The sequence below is a fragment of the Kitasatospora sp. MAA19 genome, assembly GCF_029894125.1.
In the GTDB taxonomy this organism is placed as follows: Bacteria; Actinomycetota; Actinomycetes; order Streptomycetales; family Streptomycetaceae; genus Kitasatospora.
This window is the reverse complement of sequence record NZ_JARXYZ010000003.1, coordinates 315,018-335,119: the sequence shown is the minus strand read 5'-3', so window position 1 is coordinate 335,119 and position 20,102 is coordinate 315,018. Positions and strand designations below refer to the sequence as shown.

Here is a 20,102-nt window from a genome sequence, read left to right as displayed (position 1 = left end):
ACGGTGCATCTCGCCTCGGGGGTCGACCCACAGCTGGCCGACCTCTCCAACAAGCTGATCTATTCGGCGATGGTGGTCTACACGATCGCCATGTTCGCCCACATGTTCGAGTGGACCTTCGGTAGCAAGGGCGCCGTCGCCGTCCGCTCCACGGCGCAGTCGGGCAGCCTGGCCGAGACCGTCGCCGCGGCGGAGACCAAGGGCGCGAAGAGGGTCACCGTCACCGTGGCGGGGGCGGGCGGCGGCACCACCACGCTCACCCGCACCGCCCTGGCGGGCGAGGGCGCGACGGTGGTCACCAGCGGCCGCGGCGCGGACGAGGTGGACGGTCCGGGCGCGGCCGGCAACAGCCAGCGGGCCGACCTGGCCGGCCGGATCGCGGTCTCGCTCACCGTGCTGGGGGCGCTGCTGCACGCCGGCGGCATCGTCACCCGCGGCCTCTCGGTCTCCCGCTGGCCGTGGGGCAACATGTACGAGTTCTCCTGCGCCTTCGCCTTCGCCATGACGGCGGCGTACCTGGTGCTGCTGGCCTCGAAGAAGAACGTCCGCTGGCTCGGGCTGCCGGTCGTGCTCGCGGGCCTGCTGACCCTCGGCATCGCCACCACGGTGCTGTACACCGACTCCGAGCAGCTCGTCCCGGCGCTGCACTCGCCGTGGCTGGCGATCCACGTCTCCACCGCGATCTTCTGCGGCGGCGCCTTCTACGCGGCGTTCATCGCCACGCTGCTGTACCTCGGCAAGGACGCCTTCGACAAGCGCATCGCGGCGGGCCTGACCACCGGCCCGCTGGGCACCCCGGCGTCGATCTGGCGCCGCCTGCCCGCCGCGTCGACCTTCGACAAGCTGTCCTACCGGATCAACGCGCTGGTCTTCCCGCTCTGGACCTTCACCATCATCGCGGGCGCGATCTGGGCCGAGGCGGCCTGGGGCAAGTACTGGGAGTGGGACCCGAAGGAGACCTGGTCCTTCATCACCTGGGTCGCCTACGCCTGCTACCTGCACGCCCGTGCGACGGCCGGCTGGAAGGGCCGCAAGGCCGCGTACCTGGCGCTGGCGGCGTTCGCCTGCTGGCTCTTCAACTACTACGGCGTGAACATCTTCGTCACCGGCAAGCACTCCTACGCGGGGATCTGACCGGGGCGCACAGTCACCCACCGGCCCGGCTCTCCGCAGAAGGTAGCCGGGCCGAGGTGCGACAGGGGTAGTTCGTGCCGGCCGTCGGCCGGCACGGGGAGGAACGAGGAGGAAATCGCGCAATGGAGTGCGACGAGGTCATGCTGACCGTCCGAATCACCGCCGCCGAGCGCATGCTGCTCCGCCGGCTCGCCCAGGGGCACCGCAGCGACGTGTCCGAGGTGGTGGCCGACGGCCTGCTGGACATCATCCCCACGCTCAGCTCGCCGGGGGACGCCTACCGCCTGATCGGCGCCCTGGCCACGCCGGCGCCGTGCGCGCTGACGGTCTGGCTGCCGACCCCGCTGGCCGACCTGCTGGTGCCCGGCGCGGCGCGGATCGCGCAGGTCACCGAGATCCGGATCGAGTCGGCCAGCGCGATGCTGGGCGCGGCGCTGCGGCTCTGGCTGACCCAGGACCCGGTCCGGCTGGCCACCAACCTCAGCGTGATGCACGCCGGGCGGCCGTCGGCGCTGGTCGCCGCGTAGCGCCGGGCGCCGCGAGACAGGGGGCGTCAGCTGGCCAGCGGCAGGCGGGGGCTGCCGAGGCCCGGGCCGGCGGGGCGGCCGTCGAAGGGCTCCCGCCGGGCGGGTACCGTCGCCCCCTCGGCCGGGCGGTCGGCCGGTCCGTCGGCGGGCCCTTCGAGCGGCTCGGTGAGCAGCCGGCAGTCGGCCGCCGTCCGCCCGTCCTGGACCAGCAGCACCCGGACGGACAGCCGGCGGCCGTCCGGTGCCTGCTCGCGGACCGCCTGGACCAGGCAGGGCCGGTCCAGCTCGATGTAGCGGTCGAAGGAGGTCACCAGCTCGACCGGCACCACCGGTTCGGGGTGGCGCAGCCGCTGGGCGGCCTGCCGGGCGGCCTCCAGCACCAGCATCCCGGGCACGTGGTCCAGCTCGTGGTCGAACAGCACCGGGTGCCCGGCGTCGGTGCGCAGCAGCCAGGTGTCGGGCCGCAGGGTCGGGCTGAGCACGACGTCCGCCGGCTGCGCACGGCCGACGAGTTCGGGCGCGGTGGGCGCCGGCGGCCGGGGCGGAGTGGTGGCCTGCCGCGCGGGGCCGCGCAGCCGGGCGTAGGAGGAGGGGGAGATCACCCGCAGCTGGCCGGAGCCGTGGCCGACCGGGCGGCCGTCCCGGGATATCTCGATGTGCACCCGCAGCGAGACCAGCCGGCCGTCCCGCATCCGGACGTCCTGGCAGCCGACCGCGAGCATCAGTGAGGCCGGTTCGGAGGTGACGGCGAGGCCGCGCAGCCCGTCCGGGCCGAGGGCGTAGGAGAGGTCCTCCATGGCGAAGTGGTGGCCGCGCGGCACCCCGAAGCCGGCGTGGCCGATCAGCAGCCCGGCCTGCCGGATGGTCTCGGCCATCAGCACCGGGTCGTGGTAGCGGTCCCCGGGCAGGCGGTAGAAGCCGTGCAGCCGGGGCCACTGGGCGCCGAGCAGGAAGTCGTACGGGCCGGTGGCCTGCCAGCCGGTGAGGAACACCTCGGACACCGAGGCACGGTGCACCAGGTGGCGGGAGACGGTCCGCTCGTGGAAGTCATAGCCGGGACCGGGGTGGGCGTACGGACCGTGGGCGTCCGGCTCTACGATCAATGGCATGACGGGCCCTACTCCAGGGTGGCGGTCGAGCGGCCGGTACGGACGCCCCTGACACAAAACATACAGACCACCCGGTTTCTCTTCTGCGCTAGGGGTGGCCTCTGCCGCGCAGCCCGGCGCGACCACGCTACCCGGCTCCTGGACTGGGGTAATGGCCGCCCGGGGGGCGGCAGGACCGGGGTGGGGGTGCTCCCCACTGGACGGCTGGGTCGGCCGAGGGGCTAGATTAGATACCAACCATGCGGTTTCGGTCGGCACCGTCCGCATGCGAGGCGCTGCCCCCGACCAGTGGCGCGCTGACAGCAGCCGGGTGGGCGGGGAACGCGCCCGGCCGAGTCCGGAGGGGCCCAGTGGTCAAGCAGGAACGCGCGGGGCGGACCAGGCAGGCCGTGCTGCTCGCCGCGGCGGACACCTTCGCCGGCGTGGGCTTCGAAGCCGCCAGCCTGGTCGACATCAGCCGCCGGGCCGGGGTGAGCAAGGGGGCCCTCTACTTCCACTTCGTGTCCAAGCAGGCCCTCGCCGACGGTGTGCGCGCCGCCGCCGGGCGCGCGGTCGGCTCGGCCGCGCTGCGTGCCCTGCGCACCGGCGGACCGCCCCTCCAGGGCCTGATCGACTTCTCGCACGAACTCGCCCGGCTGCTGCGGGAGGACGTGGTGGTCCGGGCCGGCGTCCGGATCGGCCGCCAGGGACCGCCCCGGGCGGGCACCCCGGACGGCCTGCCCGGCACCGACGCCACCTGGCGCAGCCTCACCGCCGTCGTCCACCGCCTGCTGGAGCGCGCCGCCGAGGCCGGCGAGCTGCGCCCCGGGCTGGACCGGCGGGCCGCCGCCGAACTGCTCACCGCGGTGGCCGCCGGCCAGGTGCTGCTCGCCGCCGAGGAGGCCGACCGGCCCCGGCCGGAGGCCGTCGGCCGGCTCTGGGTGGCCGCGCTGCCGGCCCTGGTGGCGGCGGAGCACTGCGCCGGCTACCGGCTCTGAGCGACCCCGGGGATCAGGAGGGCACGCGCTCGGCGACGCTCAGCCGGGCGAGCGCGTGCGGCTGGACCAGGCCGGGCAGCACCAGCGTCCACAGGTCGGACATCCGCTGGATCAGGTCCCGCCGGTCGGTCAGCACCTGGGAGCTCAGCTGGATCCCGGTGACGGCCCCGGTGATCACCCCGGCCGCCGCCGCCAGGTCGATCCCCGGGTGGAGGTCCCCGGCGTCCCGGGCGCGTTCCAGCAGTCCGCGGGCGACGTCCGACCAGCCCTGGTAGGCGGCGATCTGCGGCTGGGTGAAGCTGCCGTGCTCGATCGTCAGCCGGATGCTGCCGCGCACCAGCGGGTCGTCCTGGAGGGCGTGGGCGAAGGCGTAGCCGAGGTCGATCAGGGTCTGCACCGGGCTGTCCGAGGACGGCTGCCAGGTGGACAGCCAGGCGCCCTGTCCCTCGATGACGGCGAGCGCCAGCTCCTCCTTGGAGTGGAAGTGGAAGTAGAGCGCGCCCTTGGTGACTCCGGCCCGGTCCAGGATCTCGGACATCGTGGCGGCGGCATAGCCCCGCTCGTCGAACACCTCGGCCGCCGCGAGGAGTACCGCCTGGCGGGTCGCCAGCGCGCGGGCCTGCCTGGCCATCGCAGCCTCCCTGGATAGTTCTGGTCCATCGGCAGCGGCCGATCCTATGGGGGCCGACGGGGCGGCGGGCCGCATACCGTCCAGTAGGTATTCTACCGAGCCGTTTCGGGGCGCAACGGACCCCCGGTGTCCCGGGGCGGCCGGTAGCGGCGCGTTCCGACCGCCGGGAAGGCCGGACGGCCGGTCACCCGGGTGGGGTGACCGGCCGTCGCGGGTGGTTCCGGGCCGTCAGGCGGCCTGCTGCCAGCTGACCGGCGAGTAGTAGGCCGGACGGCGCTCCAGGCGCTGCCAGTTGGCGATCGGCTCGACCTGCGCGGTCGCGGCGTTCTGCTGCGCGACGGCCGCCCGGGCCATCAGCACGGCGGTGAGGGCGGCCAGCTCCTCGTCGGAGAGGGAGCCGCGGACGATACGGACGAGGGGTTCGGCGGAAGTGGTCATTGTCTGGTTTCTCCCCCGGTGTCTGTGGTGTGTGGTGTCGCTCTGAACTGCGTGCTGCGGGCCGCGCGTGGGCGCGGGCCGTTACATCGGCGGGTTGCCGTGCTTGCGGCTGGGCAGGTCGGCGTGCTTGGTGCGGAGCATGGCCAGGGCGGAGGCGATCACCTGGCGGGTTTCGGCGGGGTCGATGACGTCGTCGACGAGGCCGCGTTCGGCCGCGTAGTACGGGTGCATCAGTTCGTTCTTGTATTCCTTGATCTTCTGGGCGCGCATGGCGTCGGGGTCTTCGGCGGCGTTGATGTCGCGGCGGAAGATGACGTTGGCGGCGCCTTCGGCGCCCATGACGGCGATCTCGTTGGTGGGCCAGGCGTAGGACAGGTCGGCGCCGATGGAGCGGGAGTCCATGACGATGTAGGCGCCGCCGTAGGCCTTGCGCAGGATCAGCTGGATGCGGGGCACGGTGGCGTTGCAGTAGGCGTACAGCAGCTTGGCGCCGTGGCGGATGATGCCGTCGTGTTCCTGGTCGACGCCGGGCAGGAAGCCGGGGACGTCGAGCATGGTGACCAGGGGGATGTTGAAGGCGTCGCACATCTGGACGAAGCGGGCGGCCTTCTCGCTGGCGTTGATGTCGAGGACGCCGGCCAGGGACTGGGGCTGGTTGGCGATGATGCCGGTGACGTGGCCGTCGATGCGGGCGAGGACGCACAGGACGTTGGTGGCCCAGCGTTCGTGGACTTCGAGGTACTCGCCGTGGTCGACGATCTCCTCGATGACCTTGCGCATGTCGTAGGGGCGGTTGCCGTCGGCGGGGACGAGGTCGAGGAGGCTGTCGTTGCGGCGCTCGACGGGGTCGTCGCTGAGGACGGGGGGCGGCATCTCGCGGTTGTTCTGGGGCAGGAGCGAGAGGAGGTAGCGGACCTCTTCGATGCAGGACTGCTCGTCGTCGTAGACGAAGTGGGAGACGCCGGAGACGCCGGCGTGGACGTCGGCGCCGCCGAGGCCGTTCTGGCTGATCTTCTCGCCGGTGACGGCCTGGACGACGTCGGGGCCGGTGATGAACATCTGGGAGGTCTCGCGGACCATGAAGACGAAGTCGGTCAGCGCGGGGGAGTAGGCGGCGCCGCCGGCGCAGGGGCCGAGCATGACGGAGATCTGCGGGATGACGCCGGAGGCGCGGGTGTTGCGCTGGAAGATGCCGCCGTAGCCGGCGAGGGCGGTGACGCCCTCCTGGATGCGGGCGCCGGCGCCGTCGTTCAGGGAGACCAGTGGGGCACCGGCCGCGATGGCCATGTCCATGATCTTGTGGATCTTCTGCGCGTGGGCCTCGCCCAGTGCGCCGCCGAAGATCCGGAAGTCGTGCGCGTAGGTGAAGACGGTCCGCCCGTGCACGGTGCCCCAGCCGACGATCACGCCGTCGGTGTGCGGCTTCTTCGCCTCCAGGCCGAAGCCCTGGGCGCGGTGCCGGCGCAGCGGCTCGACCTCGTGGAAGGAGCCCTCGTCCAGCAGCAGCGCGATGCGCTCGCGGGCGGTCAGCTTGCCCTTCGCGTGCTGGGCCTCGGTGGCCTTCTCGCTGGGGCCCTGCTGCACCTTCTCGCGCAGTTCGTGCAGCTCGGCGACCCGCCCCCGGGCGTCGGCCGGGACCTCGGGGACCTCGCCGTCGACCTGCGCCTCATGCACAACCGTCATCTCGAACCACTCCAAGGGTGAGGGAACTGTCCGACAGCCAACGTCTGCTGTGCCCCCGGCTGCGAATCACTTTCTTCACTTATGACTCTACGAGGGGCCGTGCGTTGGTTTCGGCGTCGATTCCGTACAAGGTCGGGTCCGTTTAGATGTCAGGCCTGCACAGAAGCGGCCGGGCCGAGGCCGGAGCGCTGGGTGTCTGCTCGAATACCGGGGGTTGTCGGTCAGGTGATGGTCCGATGATCTGAGCATGAAGAAAAGCGCAGGTCAGGGCCGTCGTTCAGTAATGTAGGCCGGTCCTCTTGCGCTTTGCTCAAGCTCCGCTCAAGTCCGGCGGGGTGCCGGTGCCGATCCGTGCTAGCGGCCGTTCGGTCGTAGGGAAGCGCCAAAAATGCCGCAGCCCACCCGAGACCGTCCGGGTGGGCTGTCCGGGGGAGCTTCCAGGCCGATCCGATCAGCTTTTTCGGCCGTCCTCCGGCTCGTCCCCGCCCCGCAGCTCCTCCTCGCGGCGGCGCAGATCGGCCTCCCACCGCTTCAACATGTCCTCGTGGTCCTTGTCGCTCTTCTTCAACGAGGCGAGGAATTCGGGGTCGTCGTCCGGTGCGAGCGGGCGGCCGCCGCGCGCGGCGGGGTGGCCGGGGCGGCCGTCGGCGGCACCGGGCGCCCCGGTCCGCAGCAGCCCGCGCTGCTTTCCGGCCACCAGCCAGGCGATCGGGCCCAGCGGCGGGAACAGCAGCACGATGAGCACCCACACCGGCTTGGGCAGGTGCTTCACCTGGTCCTCGGGCGTGGTCAGGCAGTCGATGAACGCCCACACCCAGAGCGCGAGCGGAAGGATGATGGTCAGAAGAATTCTCAGCACGGTGGCGATCTCCCCCCGGCGGTGGTGGTGGCGGGCGTCTTCCCGGGGCCCTTGACCGAGCCAGGCTATCGGGTGGCGGATACTGACAGGCATGGCATACGACGATCTCCGCTCGTTCCTCCGGGCACTGGACCGTGAGGGCGACCTCAAGCGCATCAAGGCAGAGGTGGACCCGCACCTGGAGATCGGCGAGATCGTCGACCGGGTCCAGAAGGCCAAGGGCCCCGCGCTGCTCTTCGAGAACGTCAAGGGCTCGTCGATGCCGCTCGCGATGAACGTCTTCGGCACCGAGCGGCGCCTTGCCAAGTCGCTCGGCCTCAAGGGACCCGACGACGTCGCGGAGAAGATCGCCGGCCTGCTCAAGCCCGAACTTCCGCACGGCTTCACCGGGTTCCGGGACGCCTTCGGCAAGCTCGCCTCGATGGCGCACGTGCCGCCGAGGAAGGTCAAGCCCGGCGAGGCCCCGGTCCAGGAGGTCGTGCTCACCGGCGACGACGTCAACCTGGACGAGCTGCCCGCCCTGTTCACCTGGCCGCAGGACGGCGGGTCCTTCTTCAACCTGGGCCTCACCCACACCAAGGACCCGGACAGCGGCATCCGCAACCTCGGCCTCTACCGGCTCCAGCGGCACGACCGCCGGACCATCGGCATGCACTGGCAGATCCACAAGGACAGCCGCAACCACTACGCGGTGGCGGCCCGCAGGGGCGAGCGGCTGCCGGTCGCGATCGCCTTCGGCTGCCCGCCCGCCGTCACCTACGCGGCCACCGCGCCGCTGCCCGGCGACATCGACGAGTACCTGTTCGCCGGCTTCGTCGCCGGGGAGCGGGTGAAGATGGTCGACTGCAAGACCGTCCCGCTGCAGGTCCCGGCCGACGCCGAGGTGGTGCTGGAGGGCTGGCTGGAGCCCGGCGAGATGCTCCCCGAGGGCCCGTTCGGCGACCACACCGGCTTCTACACCCCGCAGGAGCCGTTCCCGGCGCTGAAGATCGACTGCGTGACGATGCGCCGCCGTCCGATCCTGCAGTCCATCGTGGTCGGCCGCCCGCCGACCGAGGACGGCCCGCTGGGCAAGTTCACCGAGCGGTTCTTCCTGCCGCTGCTGAAGATCATCATCCCGGACATCGTCGACTACGACCTGCCCGAGGCCGGCGGCTTCCACAACTGCGTGATCGTCTCGATCGACAAGAAGTACCCCAAGCACGCCCAGAAGACGATGCACGCCATCTGGGGCGCGCACATGATGTCGCTCACCAAGCTGATCATCGTGGTGGACGCCGACTGCGACGTGCACGACTACCAGGAGGTCGCCTGGCGGGCCTTCGGCAACGTCGACTACAGCCGCGACCTCACGGTGGTGGAGGGACCGGTCGACCACCTCGACCACGCCTCCTACCAGCAGTTCTGGGGCGGCAAGGCGGGCATCGACGCGACCCGCAAGCTTCCCGAGGAGGGCTACACCCGGGACGGCGGATGGCCCGAGATGGTCTCCTCGGACCCGGCCACGGCCGAGCTGGTGTCCCGTCGCTGGAAGGAGTACGGACTGTGAGCACGGCTGCCGTCGAGACCCCGGGGCGTACGAAGGCCTTCCTGCGCCTGGTGATGATCGAGCACTCGGTCTTCGCCCTGCCCTTCGCCTACATCGCCGCGCTGACGGCCATGTTCCTCGCCGACCAGCGGGTGCACTGGGGCGAACTGTTCGTCGTCACCGTGTGCATGGTGGGCCTGCGCACCTTCGCGATGGCCGCCAACCGGATCATCGACCGCGAGATCGACGCCCGGAACCCGCGCACGGCTTCGCGCGAACTGGTCACGGGTGCGGTGTCGTTGAAGACCGCGTACCTCGGTTCGGCCGTCGCGCTGGTGGTCTTCCTCGGCGCGGCGGCGATGCTCAACCCGCTCTGCCTGGCGCTCGCGCCGGTCGCCGTCGTGCCGATGGTGCTCTACCCCTACGGCAAGCGCTTCACCGACTTCCCGCAGGCCATCCTGGGGCTGGCCCAGGCCATGGGCCCGGTGGGTGCCTGGCTCGCGGTGACCGGGACCTGGTCGTGGGACGCCGTCGTGCTGGGCGTCGCGGTCGGCGTGTGGATCGGTGGCTTCGACCTCATCTACGCCTGCCAGGACGTCGAGTCCGACCGGCACGGTAAGGTGCGGTCGGTGCCGGCCCGCTTCGGCATCCCGGCGGCGATCTGGGGCGCGCGGGTGTGCCACGTCATCACAACGCTTCTGCTGGGGTGGTTCGCGCTCCTGACGGACGCCGGTGCGGCGTTCTGGGTCGGCCTGGTCGTCGTCGCGGGGGCGTTCATCTACGAGCACACCATCGTCAAGCCGAACGACCTGTCGAAGCTCAACCGCGCGTTCTTCCAGACCAACGGGTTCGTGGGCATCTCGCTGTTCGTCTTCGCCCTGCTGGACCTGATCATCCGCGGGCTCGGGATCTGATCTCCACAAGGTCACTGTTTGTATCTATTCCGTCGCCGTGGGTGTTTGTCGTCGGTCCCGACAACGGTCTCGTTGAGGGCCGCAGAGCGGAGGCCTGATGGACGATCCGTCCCTGGTGAGGAGCTGCAGGCTGGCCTACGATCCGGCCAGGGCTGCCGCGTTGCTCGATCTGACGTGACGTCCGACTGGCGCGCCGACCGCATCGGCAGTGCGCTGCGGGGCGAGAACCCCACCGTGCTGCGGCGATTGACCGCCGGCTTCGCCGTCATCGGAGACGTTCAGTTCCTGCCCGGCTATTCGGTCCTCCTGACCGATACGCCGGGCGCGGAACGTCTCACCGACCTGCCTCGCCCGCGCCGCCTGGCCTACCTCTCCGACCTCGACCGCCTCGGCGAGGCCGTCGAAGACGCGTGCCGCGCAGCCGACCCGGCTTTCCGCCGGGTCAACCTCGAAATCCTGGGCAACAAGGACCCGTTCCTGCACGCCCACATCTGGCCCCGCTACGACTGGGAGCCCGACCACCTCGTCCAGAAGCCGGTCTGGCTCTACCCGCCCGACCACTGGCGCGACCCACGCTTCGCCTTGGGCCCCGCTCACGTCCCGCTCCGCGCGGCCATCACCGCCGAACTCGACGAGGACGCCTGGCTGAGCCGGCCCGCCGACATGGCTGAGGCCGAAGGGCACGAGGGATCATGACCCCGGTCGCCAGGCGAGCCTGGCCCGGATCAGGCGGCCGGCGGAGTCACTTGGCAGACGACGACGAGTTCGAGTCGGGGGACGACGTAGTAGGCGACCAGGCCTCCGGCGACGTCGAGGTACTGCATGGGTTCGCCACTGCCCTCGTACCTGGTGCCATCCAGGTAAAGCGCCTCGGCCGCCCGGACCAACTCGGCGGCCTTCCTCTCGACGGCCGCGAGGAAACCGGCAGCCGCCCCGCCGGCGACGTGCTCCTCGCTGGGTAGGTACTCCCAGCTCCAGCTCACCCGTTCACCGCCGAGAACGCGGACCTGTAGATCGCGGCGACCTCGGTGGCGTGTTGGCGGCACTCCGCAACGGTTGCCGCGTGATTGGCGAGGTAGTTCGCCCGGTGGTAGGCGCGTGCAGTGGTCGGGACCCGCTCGATCTCCACCATGGCGGCCCAGTGGGCGACGAACGTGCGGATCGGGTTGATGCTGCCCGCCTCGATGGCCGCAGCCATGGCCCTGGTCTGCCCCTCCACCATCTCCGGAAGTCGGTCGGAAGCCACCACGGCGAGAGCGGCCTTGAGCGCGGCGGGTGATTTATCGGGCCGTGGGATGAGTTCGGCTCCGTCTGACACCGGCTGACTCACGGGGCTCTCCTCTCGTCTCGTCCGAGCCTACTCGTCGCCGGTGGACTGGCTCACCGGAACAACGTGGCGTGATCCGTGGGCCAGGTGTGGAAGCTGCGGGCGGGGTGGCCGGTGATGTCCTGGACCGTGGTGGTGGCCGGCTGCGGGCTGGGGGTGGGCTCGGTTCCGTCCGACTCAGGCCCACTCACGGGGTACCCCTCTCGTCTCGCGGTAGCTCGTGACCTTGTCGGCCGCAGCCGTCACCGAACGGCTGCGGCACGGTTGAAACGCGGGGCCCGGCTACCGCACGCGCACGTACTGGTCGCCCTTGAAGAAGTACAGGTCGCCGGTGCCACCGGGGACGCGGCAGGCGTCGTCGACCCCGTTGGCGAAGACGCCGTCGACCCCCCAGACCGACGCCAGGCTCTTGGGGCCATCGGTGATCTTCTCGTCGCGGACGCTGTAGAGCACGTACTGGTCGCCCTTGAACAGGTACAGGCTGGTGGGCTTGCCGGGCACGCTGCAGGCCGCGCTGATGCCGGGGGCGAACGTGGTGCCCTTCAGGCCCGGCCAGCCGTCCGCCAGGCTCTTGGGCCCGGAGGCGATCTTCTCGTCGCCGACGTGGTAGCGCACGTACTGGTCGCCCTGACACTCCTTCCGTAAAGAACCCGGAATAAGTACCCACCCTCCCCGTCGAGCTGCCGCAACCGGACGAGCGGCCCTGAAGGGCGGTCGCGGCGTCGCCCGGGAGGGCGGGAAGTCGACGGGGTCGAGTTCCTGCGAAGGCGGTGCCCCCCGTTCCCGTAGCCGCCTTCGCGGGGCGTTCAGCGGAACAGGGCCGCGTGGTCCGTGGCCCAGGCGCGGAAGCTGCGGGCCGGGGTGCCGGTGAGGTCCTGGACCGTCGTGGTGGCGGGCTCGGGGTCGGCGATGCGGGCGTGGACGAAGTCCAGTGCGCCGTCCGCGATGGCCGGGGGACGGCCGGTGGTGAGCATCCTGTGTCGGGCGGCTTCGCGGGGGATCTCCTCCCAGTGGGCCGGGCGGCCGGCGGCCTCACCGATGATCCGCACCTGCTCCGCCTGCGTGGGCGACTCCGGGCCGGTGAGCAGGTACCGGGCGCCGTCGTGGCCGTCCTCGTTCAGGGCCCGGACGGCGACCGCCGCGATGTCCCGCTCGTCCACGGGGTTCAGCCCGGCCGCACCGCCGTAGCCCTGCACGGCGGCCCCGGACCGGATGTCCTCCGCCCACTGCAGTGCGGTGGCGAACCCGTACGCCCGCAGCACCGTGTGCCGTACCCCGCTTCCGGCGAGCAGTGCCTCGACCTCGACCTCGCCCTCGGCGCGGACGGCCGCCGACGACAGGAACACCACCCGCCCGACATTCCGGGCCAGCACCCCCACCGCCTCCGCCGCCCCGTCCGCCGTCGGGAACGGCCACCCCAGCAGCACCGCGTCGACACCCTGGGCCGCCGCCTCCAGCGTCGCCGGGTCGAGCAGCTCCCGCTGCGCCAGCGTCCGTACCCGCACCCCGGCGGCCGCGAGCTGCAGCCCGACATGCCGCCCGACCGTTCCGGAGACGCCCACCGCCAGCACGGGCGACGTGTCGTCAACTCGCTTATCTGTCATGTCTAGAACGTAGGCGACAAGCATGAGACGCCCAATGCGTGCGGGTCTCCGGTCCATGCGCCATCGTCTACCCGGCGCGCGCCGACTTCCGTGCGCCCCTAGGCGCTTCGGAGCGCTGACTACCCGTCAATCTGGTTAACGCCAAGCGCGATCAGCGTGTTACGTTCCGTGGCGCAAGCAGAAAAGAGAAGACCCCGGCGGTGGTGGAACACCCCGGGGTCTGGCACTAGGAGCTGACACTCCCCATGCGAGTTCATCGTAGCGTCCACACGAGCAACTTCGCCGTCTTTTCCAACGGCCTCGTCCAGGACCGTAGCCTCAGCCCCAACGCCCGAGCCATCCTCTTCGACCTCCTCTCTCGTCCTGACGGCTGGCGCGAGGACGCGAGGCACATCGCGGACACCACCGTGGGGGTGGGGCGCACGGCAGTCCGCCGGGCGCTCAAGGAGCTGGAAAATGCCGGGTACTACCGCGTCGACAAGGTTCGGATGCCCGACGGCACGGTCCGCTCTCATGCGAGCGTCTTCGACACGCCCCAGCTCGGACCGCCATCGAGTGCCCCACCCCCGGACTCCGGTGGGCCTGATGCCGGCCCCTCTGACACTCCTCCCGTAAAGAACCCGGAAGAAGTACCCACCCTCCCCGCCGAGTTGACCGAACCGGACCCGCAGGTCCGGGAAGCGGTCGCCACGCTCCACCGGGTGATCCGCCGGGAACCCCGCCTGCGCCTCGGTGAGGCCGAGGCCGCCGCCCTCGCGCCGCTCGTCGCCGAATGGCTGGCGAGGGGGCAGACGGACGCCGACCTCGCCCACGCCCTGCTGCCCGCCCTGCCGAGGCCTCTGCACTCCCCGGTCGGCCTGCTCCGCGACCGCCTGCGGCGCAAACTCCCGCCACCCCGCACGCCCGCCGCCGCCCCGCCCGCCCGTTCCGAATGCGCGGAGTGCCGCGATCCGGTGCCCCGCCCCGGCATCTGTCGCCCCTGCGCCGGCCTCGTCCCCCGAAAACCCGCCCCGGACCCGGCCACCGCCCGCACCGGGGCCGCCCGAGCCCGCACCGCCCTCCTCGCCGCCCGAAGACTCGCCCTGGCCCCCACGGTCTGACCCTGGTCGCGTGCGCAGGAAGTCGGAACCGCCGACTTCCCGCGCACGTGGTCCGAGGGGGCCGGGGGGTGGCTACTCCGCCCCCTCGGCGATGAAGGCCTCGTACTGGGCGGCCGTGAGCAGCTGCTTCAGCTCGTCGGGCTTGGTCAGCGTGAGCTCGACCATCCAGCCGTCGCCGTACGGGTCCGTGTTGATCAGCTCGGGCTCACCGTCCAGTTCCTCGTTCACCGCGGTGATCGTTCCGGTGAGTGGCATGAAGAGTTCGCTCACCGCCTTGACCGACTCCACCGTGCCGAACGCTTCGTCGGAGTCGAGCTCCTTGCCCACGGTGGGGATGTCGACGAAGACGATGTCACCGAGCTGCTTCTGCGCGAAGTCGGTGATGCCCACCTGGGCCTTGTTCTTTCCGGTGGTCCGCACCCACTCGTGGTCCTTGGTGTACTTGAGGTCTGCCGGGACGTTGGCCATGGAGGTCTCCGCATCGTCGTCGGGACTGCACTGACGGTTGGTCAGCCACGCGGAGGAGCCTGCTACAGATCCCCGCCCTTCGACGCGAAGCTCGCCCGGTCGGGTGAAGGCGGGTGTCAGTTGTGCAGGAAGGACTCCAGGGAGGTGGCCAGCGCCACCGGGGCCTCGTACATCGGGTAGTGCCCGCTGCCGCCGATCTCCTCCAGTTCGGCGTTGGGGTAGTGGGTGAGCCAGGTGCCGTGCATCACCTCGGCGGTGAGGGCGAGGTCGTGCGCGCCCACGATCACCTTGACCGGCACCGGGTTCCCGCTGATCCGCTGTTCCAGGTCGGCCGTCGCCCAGTCCCGGACGTACCCGCCGAAGGCCTCGCGGGTGGACAGCCGTAGCGACTGGTCGACCATCCGGTCCAGCCAGACCCGGCCGGCGCGCTGCCCGGTGACCAGGTCGAGGATGGCGAACCGCTTCTCCCGGTCCTCGGCGGCGCCGTAGAACAGCGCCTCGCCGGCGGCGTCCAGCGGGTACGCCCCGGCCGGCACCGGGGCCAGGCCGACCAGTTTGCGCACCCGCAGCGGCGCCTCGGCCAGCACTTGCTGGGCCGCCTTGCCGCCCATCGAGTGGCCGACCAACGAGAAGCGGTCCCAGCCGAGTTGGTCGGCGAGGGCGAGCGCGTCGGAGGCGATCTCGGCGAGTGTGTACTCCCCGGGGACGTCCTGGCGCTCGCCGTAGCCGCGGTAGTCGAGGAAGGCGTAGCTGAAGGCGCCGCCGTCGAGGTAGTCGAGGAAGGGGCCCCAGCCGGCGCTGGTGCCGAACCAGTCGTGCAGGACCAGGACGTGGTGGTCGCCGGTGCCGGTCAAGCGGTGAGGGATCGTCATGTCATCGGTCGTTCCCGGCAATCCGGCCTTCCGAACGGACGGCCGGCGCGATCTTCCGCTGTCGCCGGCCGGAGTGGGAGGTCGACGGGGCCGACGCCCCACTCCGGGGGGGGTGCTGTTACTCCACGCCGCCGAACGGCTCGGAGGTCTCGAACCTGGCACCGGCCTTCGGGAGTTCGACGTAGACGATGTCTCCGAGCTGTCGCTGTGCGTGGTCGGTGATGCCCACCCGGACCCAATCGCTCCCCAGGGGCCGCACCCACGCGTGGTCCCTGGTGCACTTGAGGTCTTTCGGGACGTCGGCCGTGGGGGGCCTGCCTCGGTTTGCCGGCGGGAGGCGCGGGCCGCCGGCGCGGATCATCCGATCAGGCGGCGCTTCGCCGGGCGAAGGCCGGGGCGTGCTCCGGGCGGGGGCCCAGGGCGATCAGGCGGGACGGGATCTGGCGGAAACCGGGGACGAAGCGGACGAGCATGGCGAGTTGGGTGGGCGGGCCGACCCGGCGGCCGGTGAGGATCGGGGTGAAGATGGTGCCGTGCAGGACCTGCTGCATCCGCTGCATGATCACGGTGGGCCGCTCTCGACGCCGCTGGACCCTGGCGAGCGCGGCGGTGGTCGGGCGGCCGTGCCGCAGTGGCTCGGCGAGCAGGGTGGCGGCCGCGACGGCGTCCTGGATGGCGAGGTTGATGCCCACTCCGCCGGCCGGGGACATCGCGTGGGCGGCGTCGCCGATGAGCAGCAGTCCGTCGGCGTACCAGCGGTGCAGCCGGTTGAGCTTGACGTCGAGCAAGTGGACGTCGTCCATGCTCGCCAACTGGTCGACCCGGTCGGCGTACTGGGGGAACAGCCGGGCGATGCGGGCGCGGAAGCGCTCGACGCCCTCGGCGCGCAGCCGCGGGTCGGAGCCCTTCGCGGCGAAGTAGGCGATCTGGAAGTAGTCGTCGCGGGTGAGGCTGAGCGCCAGCTCGCGCTCCCCGAAGCCGGGGACGATGTTGGGCGGGACGCCCTGCTCGTGGCCGTGCCGGGGCAGCCGGAACCACCAGACGTCGAACGGCATCGGGTACTCCTCGGGCACCAGCCCGGCCTCCCGGCGCAGGGTGGAGTGCCGGCCGTCGGCGGCGACGGTGAGGTCGGCGCGGAGTTCGCCCTCCTCGCCGTCCCGGGTGCGGTAGCGCACGCCGACGACCCTGCCGCCCTCCCGGAGCAGCCCGGTCGCCTCGGTGTTCATCCGCACGGTGAAGGCGGGCTCCCGCTTCGCCTCCTCGACCAGGAGGTTGAGCAGGTCCCACTGCGGGATCATCGCGATGTAGTTGTACGGCGCGGGCAGCTTCTCGTAGGCGCTCAGCGCGACCGGGCCGACGCCGGGCACCGGCATCACCATGTTGCCGAGCCGGCTCTGCGGCAGTGCCGCGAACTTCCGGCCCAGGCCGAGTTCGTCCATCAGTCGCACGGTGGACGCGTGGACGGTGTCGCCGCGGAAGTCGCGCAGGAAGTCCCCGTGCTTCTCCAGCACGGTCACCTCGATGCCGGCCCTGGCCAGCATCAGGCCCAGCATCATGCCGGCCGGCCCGCCCCCGGAGATGACGACGCTCATGGCTCTCTCCCTCCGAACCCTGGTGCGACCTCCGATGTGGAACTCGCATATAGATAATCTCTGGAATCGTCTCAGGTGTCAAGCAGTATGATGTTCCACATGAAGGATCTGGTGGCCGCGGCCCTCACGGCGGCAAAGGAGCGGGGGCAGGACGTCGCGGACGTCCCGGTCACGGCGATCGCGGCAGCCGCCGGGGTCTCGCGCAGCACGCTGCTGCGCCGGCTCGGCGGCTCCCGGGCCGCGTTGGACGAGGCCGTCCGGCAGGCGGGCGTCGACCCGGGCGGACGGCCGCCGGTGCGGGAGCGCGCGATCGAGGCGGCGGCGTGGCTGGTGGCCGAACGCGGACTGGGCGAGATCACCCTGGACGCCGTCGCGGAGCGGGCCGGATGCTCGCTGCCCAGCCTGCACACCGTCTTCGAGGGGCGGGACGGCCTGCTCGCCGCCGTCTTCGAACAGTACGGCCCGCTGCCGGACGTCCAGGCGCTGGCGGCCGACCCGCCGCAGCGCCTGGAGGACGTCGTCCGGGCGCTCTACCGGGCCTTCGTCACGGCCTTCGAGCGCGAGCCGCAGATCGTCCCGGCGGTCTTCGCCGACCTGTTCAGCCGGCCGGACGGCCCCGCCGCGCGGATGATGGCGGCCACCGTGCCGCGGATGTACGAGGGCCTGGGCGGGCTGCTGCTGCCGTATGTCGAGGCCGGCCGGTTGCGGCCGCTACCGCTGCCGCTGCTGGCCCAACTGCTGCTCGGGCCGCTGATCAACCACATCCTGCTGCGGCCGGTGCTCGCACCCGCGTTCGGCGCCGACCTGCCCTCGGTGGACGAGGCCATCGAGCTGTTCGCCGACGCCTTCCTGCGGGCGGTCGCGCTGCCGTAGGGCCGGAAACCTCTTCGCCGGGGCCGTCACATCGGGGCGGTCGGCCGGGTCAGTGAAGTGACCGACCGGCCAGACCGTCTGAAGGAGCCTCACATGTCCGTCACCCTCGTCATCGTCACCGTCCTCGCGGCCCTGATGGCCGGAACCTCGGCCGGCGCCGTCTTCCTCCGAGCCGGGTTCGCCGTCGGCCCACTGGCCGAGTACGGTGTCCCGCGCGCCTGGTGGATCTGGCTGGGCGTGGCCAAGGCGGCCGGCGCCGTCGGCCTGCTGGTGGGCCTCGCCGTCCCGGTGATCGGCGAACTGGCCGCCGCCGGACTGGTGTTGTACTTCACCGGCGCCGTCATCATCGTGCTCCGGGCCCGCGACTACGCCCACGTCCCGTTCCCGGTGATCTACGCCGTCCCGGCCGCCGTCGCCCTGGTGCTCGGACTGGCCGCCTGAGCCCCTCCGGGGTGCCTGCGAGAATCACGGCCGCAGAACTCCTCGGAGGGGAAGACCGTGATCGGCAAGCTGCAGTGCCTCGTGCTCGACTGCCCGGACCCGGCCGGGCTGGCCCGCTTCTACGCGGGCCTGCTGGGCGGCGAGGTCGACCGGCCGGACCCGCGCTGGTCGCTCGGCGCGGGTTGGTCCACCCTGCACCTCGACGGCGGCACGGTGCTCTGCTTCCAGGGCGTCGCCGACCACCGCCCGCCGCGCTGGCCGGACCCGGAGCACCCCCAGCAGGCGCACCTGGACATCGACGTCGAGGACCTGGCCGCCGCCGAGCGCGCGGTGCTCGCGCTCGGCGCCGTCCGGCTGCGCGACGTCGGCCGCTGGCGCATCTACGCCGACCCCGCCGGGCACCCGTTCTGCCTGATCCGGGCGTAGCCGGCCCGCCGCACCGCGGGGGACGGCGGCGCGGCCCGTCAGTGGAGGACCAGGCGGTCGCCGAGGCGCAGCCGTCCGGGGGCGGCGACCTCGGCGAGGGCGTCGAGCCGGCCGTCGTGGGCGTGTACGACGGCCTTGAGGATCTCGGGGGCGTGCGGCAGGCCCGGCTGGGCGGCGCCGGTCATCGCGCACCGCTCGCTGGAGCGGACGAAGGCCAGCCGGGCGCCGTCGGAGGCCTCGGTGTGGGCCCGCCGGCCGAACCAGGAGTCCTCGACGAACGGCGGGGTGCCGGGCGGGGTGCGCAGCACCAGGTTGGGGCGGAACCGGCGCTCGTCGACCACGGCGAAGGGGACGGCCTCGCGGACCCAGTCCAGGGTGGCGGTGGTGAGCACGCTGACCGGCAGCTGGTCGAAGTGCGAGACGGCGTCCTCGCGGGCCAGTTCGACGTCCCCGCGCTGGAGGTAGGCGCGCAGGAAGGCGGTCGGGTCGGCGACCGGGCGGCCGAGCGGGTCGAACAGCTCGGGGCCGTCGATCCGGTGGCCGAGGCGGGCGGAGAGGCGGAGCAGGCCGTCCATCCGGCGGAAGCGGCGGGTGTTCTTGCCCGAGCCGAGTTTGCCGTCGCCGTCGCGGACGGCGTAGAGGCGGTCGCCGGCCAGGCCGCGCTCGTCCACCTCGACGGAGTCGAGCCGCTCGCCGCCGGTGGATTTCACGGGGTAGCGCCAGAGTCGCTCGATCACTCCGATGATCTCTGCCATGGCCGGACAGCGTAGCGGCGCCGCCGGGGGATGGTCTAGACCAAGTCCGGTGCGGTGACTGGCTGAAAACCGTCAGCCCAGCCGGGCCACCGCCCGCACCGGCGCGCCGTCCGCCGCCACCAGCCGCAGCGGGAACAGCGACACCTCCACCGGCCGTCCGGCCTCCTGGGCGTCCAGCAGCGCCCGCAGATCGGTCAGGTTCTCCGCGATCACCCCGCCGCCGGGCGCCCCCAGCAGCACCCGGTGCGCGGCGAGGGTCGGCTCGTCGGCGGCGGGCTGGTCGTGCTCGTCGGTGAGGTCCGCGAGCAGCGCGGCGACCGCCCGGTCGCCCGGGCCCGGGTCGGGGGTGGGGTCGACGCTCAGCGCGTCCACCCCGACGGTCCGCACCCCGGCGGCGACGATCGCCTCGGCGGCGGCCGCGGTCAGGGCGGGGTGGGCGAGGTACGCGTCGGTGCCCCAGTGCCGGGCCCAGCCGGTGGCGAGCAGCAGGACGGACCCCTCGCCGGCGCGCTCCAGGGCGGGCGCGAGCAGTTCGGGGGTGACGGCGGCCCGGGGCGCCAGTCCGCGCAGGTCGGCGAGCACCGCCGGGCCGGTGAACCGCTCCAGCGGCAGCCCGTCCAGGGTCGGCCAGGTGACGTCCACGTGGTAGGGCGCGTCCACGTGCGTCCCGGACTGCGAGCCGAGGTGCAGGGCCAGCACGTTCACCCCGGCGGTGGCGGTGGTGAGCGCGGGCTCCAGCAGGACGGCCGGGTCGCCGGGGTAGACCGGCATCGCGGTGGTCACCTGATGGGTGAGGTCGACGAGGGTCGCTGGCATGACCCCATCCTCCCAGGGGCGCCCGTGG

The 20,102-nt window shown here is 72.0% G+C and carries 26 protein-coding genes; 10 read left to right on the top strand and 16 right to left on the bottom strand.

Features of this window, described 5'->3' with window-relative positions:
- Positions 1–3: 3 nt before the first annotated feature.
- Together ccsB and P3T27_RS07145 are read left to right on the top strand one after the other, a co-directional pair.
- Positions 4–1,134, top strand: coding sequence for a c-type cytochrome biogenesis protein CcsB (ccsB, locus tag P3T27_RS07150; RefSeq protein WP_280675406.1), 1,131 nt, complete (start codon positions 4–6; stop codon positions 1,132–1,134).
- Between the two features lie 122 nt (positions 1,135–1,256).
- Positions 1,257–1,661: a hypothetical protein gene (locus P3T27_RS07145; protein WP_280675403.1), complete on the top strand. Its 405-nt coding sequence runs from the start codon at positions 1,257–1,259 to the stop codon at positions 1,659–1,661.
- A 26-nt stretch (positions 1,662–1,687) separates the two neighbouring features.
- On the opposite strand, the gene P3T27_RS07140 is transcribed toward P3T27_RS07145, so the two are convergent.
- Positions 1,688–2,770 (bottom strand): ScbA/BarX family gamma-butyrolactone biosynthesis protein, encoded by a 1,083-nt coding sequence (locus tag P3T27_RS07140; RefSeq protein ID WP_280675401.1) that lies wholly within the window; start codon positions 2,768–2,770, stop codon positions 1,688–1,690.
- A 350-nt stretch (positions 2,771–3,120) separates the two neighbouring features.
- On the opposite strand from P3T27_RS07140, the gene P3T27_RS07135 reads away from it, so the two are divergent.
- Complete coding sequence (locus P3T27_RS07135) at positions 3,121–3,747, top strand: ScbR family autoregulator-binding transcription factor (protein WP_280675399.1); 627 nt, start codon at positions 3,121–3,123, stop codon at positions 3,745–3,747.
- A gap of 13 nt (positions 3,748–3,760) precedes the next feature.
- Here the strand turns inward: P3T27_RS07135 and P3T27_RS07130 are convergent, their stop codons facing one another.
- From P3T27_RS07130 to P3T27_RS07115, 4 genes are all read right to left on the bottom strand, one after another.
- Entirely contained in the window at positions 3,761–4,378 is a 618-nt protein-coding gene (locus P3T27_RS07130) for a ScbR family autoregulator-binding transcription factor (RefSeq protein WP_280675397.1), read from the bottom strand.
- A gap of 228 nt (positions 4,379–4,606) precedes the next feature.
- A complete protein-coding gene (locus tag P3T27_RS07125; RefSeq protein WP_280675395.1) occupies positions 4,607–4,816 on the bottom strand; it encodes an acyl-CoA carboxylase subunit epsilon in 210 nt (69 codons plus the stop codon).
- A gap of 81 nt (positions 4,817–4,897) precedes the next feature.
- Complete coding sequence (locus P3T27_RS07120) at positions 4,898–6,499, bottom strand: acyl-CoA carboxylase subunit beta (protein WP_280675393.1); 1,602 nt, start codon at positions 6,497–6,499, stop codon at positions 4,898–4,900.
- Positions 6,500–6,950: 451 nt separating this feature from the next.
- Positions 6,951–7,358, bottom strand: a complete 408-nt coding sequence (locus tag P3T27_RS07115) for a PLD nuclease N-terminal domain-containing protein (RefSeq protein WP_280675391.1) — start codon at positions 7,356–7,358, stop codon at positions 6,951–6,953.
- A gap of 91 nt (positions 7,359–7,449) precedes the next feature.
- Between P3T27_RS07115 and P3T27_RS07110 the strand changes: the two genes are divergently transcribed.
- The 3 genes from P3T27_RS07110 (at position 7,450) to P3T27_RS07100 (ending at position 10,496) form a co-directional block, all read left to right on the top strand.
- On the top strand, positions 7,450–8,907 hold the full coding sequence (locus tag P3T27_RS07110; protein ID WP_280675389.1) for a menaquinone biosynthesis decarboxylase: 1,458 nt from the start codon (positions 7,450–7,452) through the stop codon (positions 8,905–8,907).
- Entirely contained in the window at positions 8,904–9,800 is an 897-nt protein-coding gene (gene mqnP, locus P3T27_RS07105; RefSeq protein ID WP_280675387.1) for a menaquinone biosynthesis prenyltransferase MqnP, read from the top strand. The genes P3T27_RS07110 and mqnP overlap by 4 nt, the downstream gene beginning before the upstream one ends.
- A 174-nt stretch (positions 9,801–9,974) precedes the next feature.
- Positions 9,975–10,496 (top strand): diadenosine tetraphosphate hydrolase, encoded by a 522-nt coding sequence (locus P3T27_RS07100; RefSeq protein WP_280675385.1) that lies wholly within the window; start codon positions 9,975–9,977, stop codon positions 10,494–10,496.
- Between the two features lie 29 nt (positions 10,497–10,525).
- Here P3T27_RS07100 and P3T27_RS07095 read toward each other — a convergent pair whose 3' ends face one another.
- The 5 genes from P3T27_RS07095 to P3T27_RS07075 all read right to left on the bottom strand — a co-directional run bounded on the left by P3T27_RS07095 (position 10,526) and on the right by P3T27_RS07075 (position 12,731).
- Positions 10,526–10,783 (bottom strand): hypothetical protein, encoded by a 258-nt coding sequence (locus tag P3T27_RS07095; protein WP_280675383.1) that lies wholly within the window; start codon positions 10,781–10,783, stop codon positions 10,526–10,528.
- Positions 10,780–11,130: a hypothetical protein gene (locus P3T27_RS07090; protein WP_280675381.1), complete on the bottom strand. Its 351-nt coding sequence runs from the start codon at positions 11,128–11,130 to the stop codon at positions 10,780–10,782. The genes P3T27_RS07095 and P3T27_RS07090 overlap by 4 nt, the downstream gene beginning before the upstream one ends.
- 50 nt (positions 11,131–11,180) lie before the next feature.
- On the bottom strand, positions 11,181–11,318 hold the full coding sequence (locus tag P3T27_RS07085) for a hypothetical protein (protein WP_280675378.1): 138 nt from the start codon (positions 11,316–11,318) through the stop codon (positions 11,181–11,183).
- A gap of 91 nt (positions 11,319–11,409) precedes the next feature.
- On the bottom strand, positions 11,410–11,742 hold the full coding sequence (locus P3T27_RS07080; RefSeq protein WP_280675376.1) for a hemopexin repeat-containing protein: 333 nt from the start codon (positions 11,740–11,742) through the stop codon (positions 11,410–11,412).
- A gap of 191 nt (positions 11,743–11,933) precedes the next feature.
- Positions 11,934–12,731, bottom strand: coding sequence for a hypothetical protein (locus P3T27_RS07075; RefSeq protein ID WP_280675375.1), 798 nt, complete (start codon positions 12,729–12,731; stop codon positions 11,934–11,936).
- A 245-nt stretch (positions 12,732–12,976) separates the two neighbouring features.
- On the opposite strand from P3T27_RS07075, the gene P3T27_RS07070 reads away from it, so the two are divergent.
- Positions 12,977–13,831: a helix-turn-helix domain-containing protein gene (locus tag P3T27_RS07070; RefSeq protein WP_280675373.1), complete on the top strand. Its 855-nt coding sequence runs from the start codon at positions 12,977–12,979 to the stop codon at positions 13,829–13,831.
- A gap of 72 nt (positions 13,832–13,903) precedes the next feature.
- Here the strand turns inward: P3T27_RS07070 and gcvH are convergent, their stop codons facing one another.
- The 4 genes from gcvH to P3T27_RS07050 form a co-directional block, all read right to left on the bottom strand.
- Entirely contained in the window at positions 13,904–14,299 is a 396-nt protein-coding gene (gene gcvH, locus P3T27_RS07065) for a glycine cleavage system protein GcvH (protein WP_280675371.1), read from the bottom strand.
- A 116-nt stretch (positions 14,300–14,415) separates the two neighbouring features.
- Positions 14,416–15,171: an alpha/beta hydrolase gene (locus tag P3T27_RS07060; protein ID WP_280675369.1), complete on the bottom strand. Its 756-nt coding sequence runs from the start codon at positions 15,169–15,171 to the stop codon at positions 14,416–14,418.
- Positions 15,172–15,289: 118 nt separating this feature from the next.
- Entirely contained in the window at positions 15,290–15,532 is a 243-nt protein-coding gene (locus tag P3T27_RS07055; RefSeq protein ID WP_280675367.1) for a hypothetical protein, read from the bottom strand.
- 4 nt (positions 15,533–15,536) lie between these two features.
- Positions 15,537–16,763 carry an FAD-dependent oxidoreductase gene (locus tag P3T27_RS07050; RefSeq protein ID WP_280675365.1) on the bottom strand — a complete coding sequence of 409 codons (1,227 nt, stop codon included), beginning with the start codon at positions 16,761–16,763 and terminating at the stop codon, positions 15,537–15,539.
- Positions 16,764–16,862: 99 nt separating this feature from the next.
- Here P3T27_RS07050 and P3T27_RS07045 point away from each other — a divergent pair, with 99 nt between their 5' ends.
- The 3 genes from P3T27_RS07045 to P3T27_RS07035 all read left to right on the top strand — a co-directional run bounded on the left by P3T27_RS07045 (position 16,863) and on the right by P3T27_RS07035 (position 18,503).
- Positions 16,863–17,636 carry a TetR/AcrR family transcriptional regulator gene (locus P3T27_RS07045; RefSeq protein ID WP_280675363.1) on the top strand — a complete coding sequence of 258 codons (774 nt, stop codon included), beginning with the start codon at positions 16,863–16,865 and terminating at the stop codon, positions 17,634–17,636.
- A gap of 93 nt (positions 17,637–17,729) precedes the next feature.
- Positions 17,730–18,077 carry a DoxX family protein gene (locus tag P3T27_RS07040; RefSeq protein ID WP_280675361.1) on the top strand — a complete coding sequence of 116 codons (348 nt, stop codon included), beginning with the start codon at positions 17,730–17,732 and terminating at the stop codon, positions 18,075–18,077.
- 57 nt (positions 18,078–18,134) lie between these two features.
- On the top strand, positions 18,135–18,503 hold the full coding sequence (locus P3T27_RS07035) for a VOC family protein (RefSeq protein ID WP_280675359.1): 369 nt from the start codon (positions 18,135–18,137) through the stop codon (positions 18,501–18,503).
- Between the two features lie 38 nt (positions 18,504–18,541).
- Here the strand turns inward: P3T27_RS07035 and P3T27_RS07030 are convergent, their stop codons facing one another.
- Both P3T27_RS07030 and P3T27_RS07025 read right to left on the bottom strand, forming a co-directional pair.
- Complete coding sequence (locus P3T27_RS07030; protein ID WP_280675357.1) at positions 18,542–19,258, bottom strand: MOSC N-terminal beta barrel domain-containing protein; 717 nt, start codon at positions 19,256–19,258, stop codon at positions 18,542–18,544.
- Positions 19,259–19,330: 72 nt separating this feature from the next.
- On the bottom strand, positions 19,331–20,074 hold the full coding sequence (locus P3T27_RS07025) for a cyclase family protein (protein ID WP_280675355.1): 744 nt from the start codon (positions 20,072–20,074) through the stop codon (positions 19,331–19,333).
- Positions 20,075–20,102 lie beyond the last annotated feature (28 nt).

Excerpts from the sequence above, each read along its gene's own strand:
- P3T27_RS07145 (WP_280675403.1), top strand. The coding sequence starts at position 1,257 with ATGGAGTGCGACGAGGTCATGCTGACCGTCCGAATCACCGCCGCCGAG.
- P3T27_RS07130 (WP_280675397.1), bottom strand. The coding sequence starts at position 4,378 with ATGGCCAGGCAGGCCCGCGCGCTGGCGACCCGCCAGGCGGTACTCCTC.
- P3T27_RS07140 (WP_280675401.1), bottom strand. The coding sequence starts at position 2,770 with ATGCCATTGATCGTAGAGCCGGACGCCCACGGTCCGTACGCCCACCCC.
- P3T27_RS07070 (WP_280675373.1), top strand. The coding sequence starts at position 12,977 with ATGCGAGTTCATCGTAGCGTCCACACGAGCAACTTCGCCGTCTTTTCC.
- P3T27_RS07030 (WP_280675357.1), bottom strand. The coding sequence starts at position 19,258 with ATGGCAGAGATCATCGGAGTGATCGAGCGACTCTGGCGCTACCCCGTG.
- P3T27_RS07125 (WP_280675395.1), bottom strand. The coding sequence starts at position 4,816 with ATGACCACTTCCGCCGAACCCCTCGTCCGTATCGTCCGCGGCTCCCTC.
- P3T27_RS07120 (WP_280675393.1), bottom strand. The coding sequence starts at position 6,499 with ATGACGGTTGTGCATGAGGCGCAGGTCGACGGCGAGGTCCCCGAGGTC.
- gcvH (WP_280675371.1), bottom strand. The coding sequence starts at position 14,299 with ATGGCCAACGTCCCGGCAGACCTCAAGTACACCAAGGACCACGAGTGG.
- P3T27_RS07055 (WP_280675367.1), bottom strand. The coding sequence starts at position 15,532 with ATGATCCGCGCCGGCGGCCCGCGCCTCCCGCCGGCAAACCGAGGCAGG.
- P3T27_RS07110 (WP_280675389.1), top strand. The coding sequence starts at position 7,450 with ATGGCATACGACGATCTCCGCTCGTTCCTCCGGGCACTGGACCGTGAG.
- P3T27_RS07075 (WP_280675375.1), bottom strand. The coding sequence starts at position 12,731 with ATGACAGATAAGCGAGTTGACGACACGTCGCCCGTGCTGGCGGTGGGC.
- P3T27_RS07060 (WP_280675369.1), bottom strand. The coding sequence starts at position 15,171 with ATGACGATCCCTCACCGCTTGACCGGCACCGGCGACCACCACGTCCTG.
- P3T27_RS07025 (WP_280675355.1), bottom strand. The coding sequence starts at position 20,074 with ATGCCAGCGACCCTCGTCGACCTCACCCATCAGGTGACCACCGCGATG.
- P3T27_RS07040 (WP_280675361.1), top strand. The coding sequence starts at position 17,730 with ATGTCCGTCACCCTCGTCATCGTCACCGTCCTCGCGGCCCTGATGGCC.
- P3T27_RS07045 (WP_280675363.1), top strand. The coding sequence starts at position 16,863 with ATGAAGGATCTGGTGGCCGCGGCCCTCACGGCGGCAAAGGAGCGGGGG.
- P3T27_RS07050 (WP_280675365.1), bottom strand. The coding sequence starts at position 16,763 with ATGAGCGTCGTCATCTCCGGGGGCGGGCCGGCCGGCATGATGCTGGGC.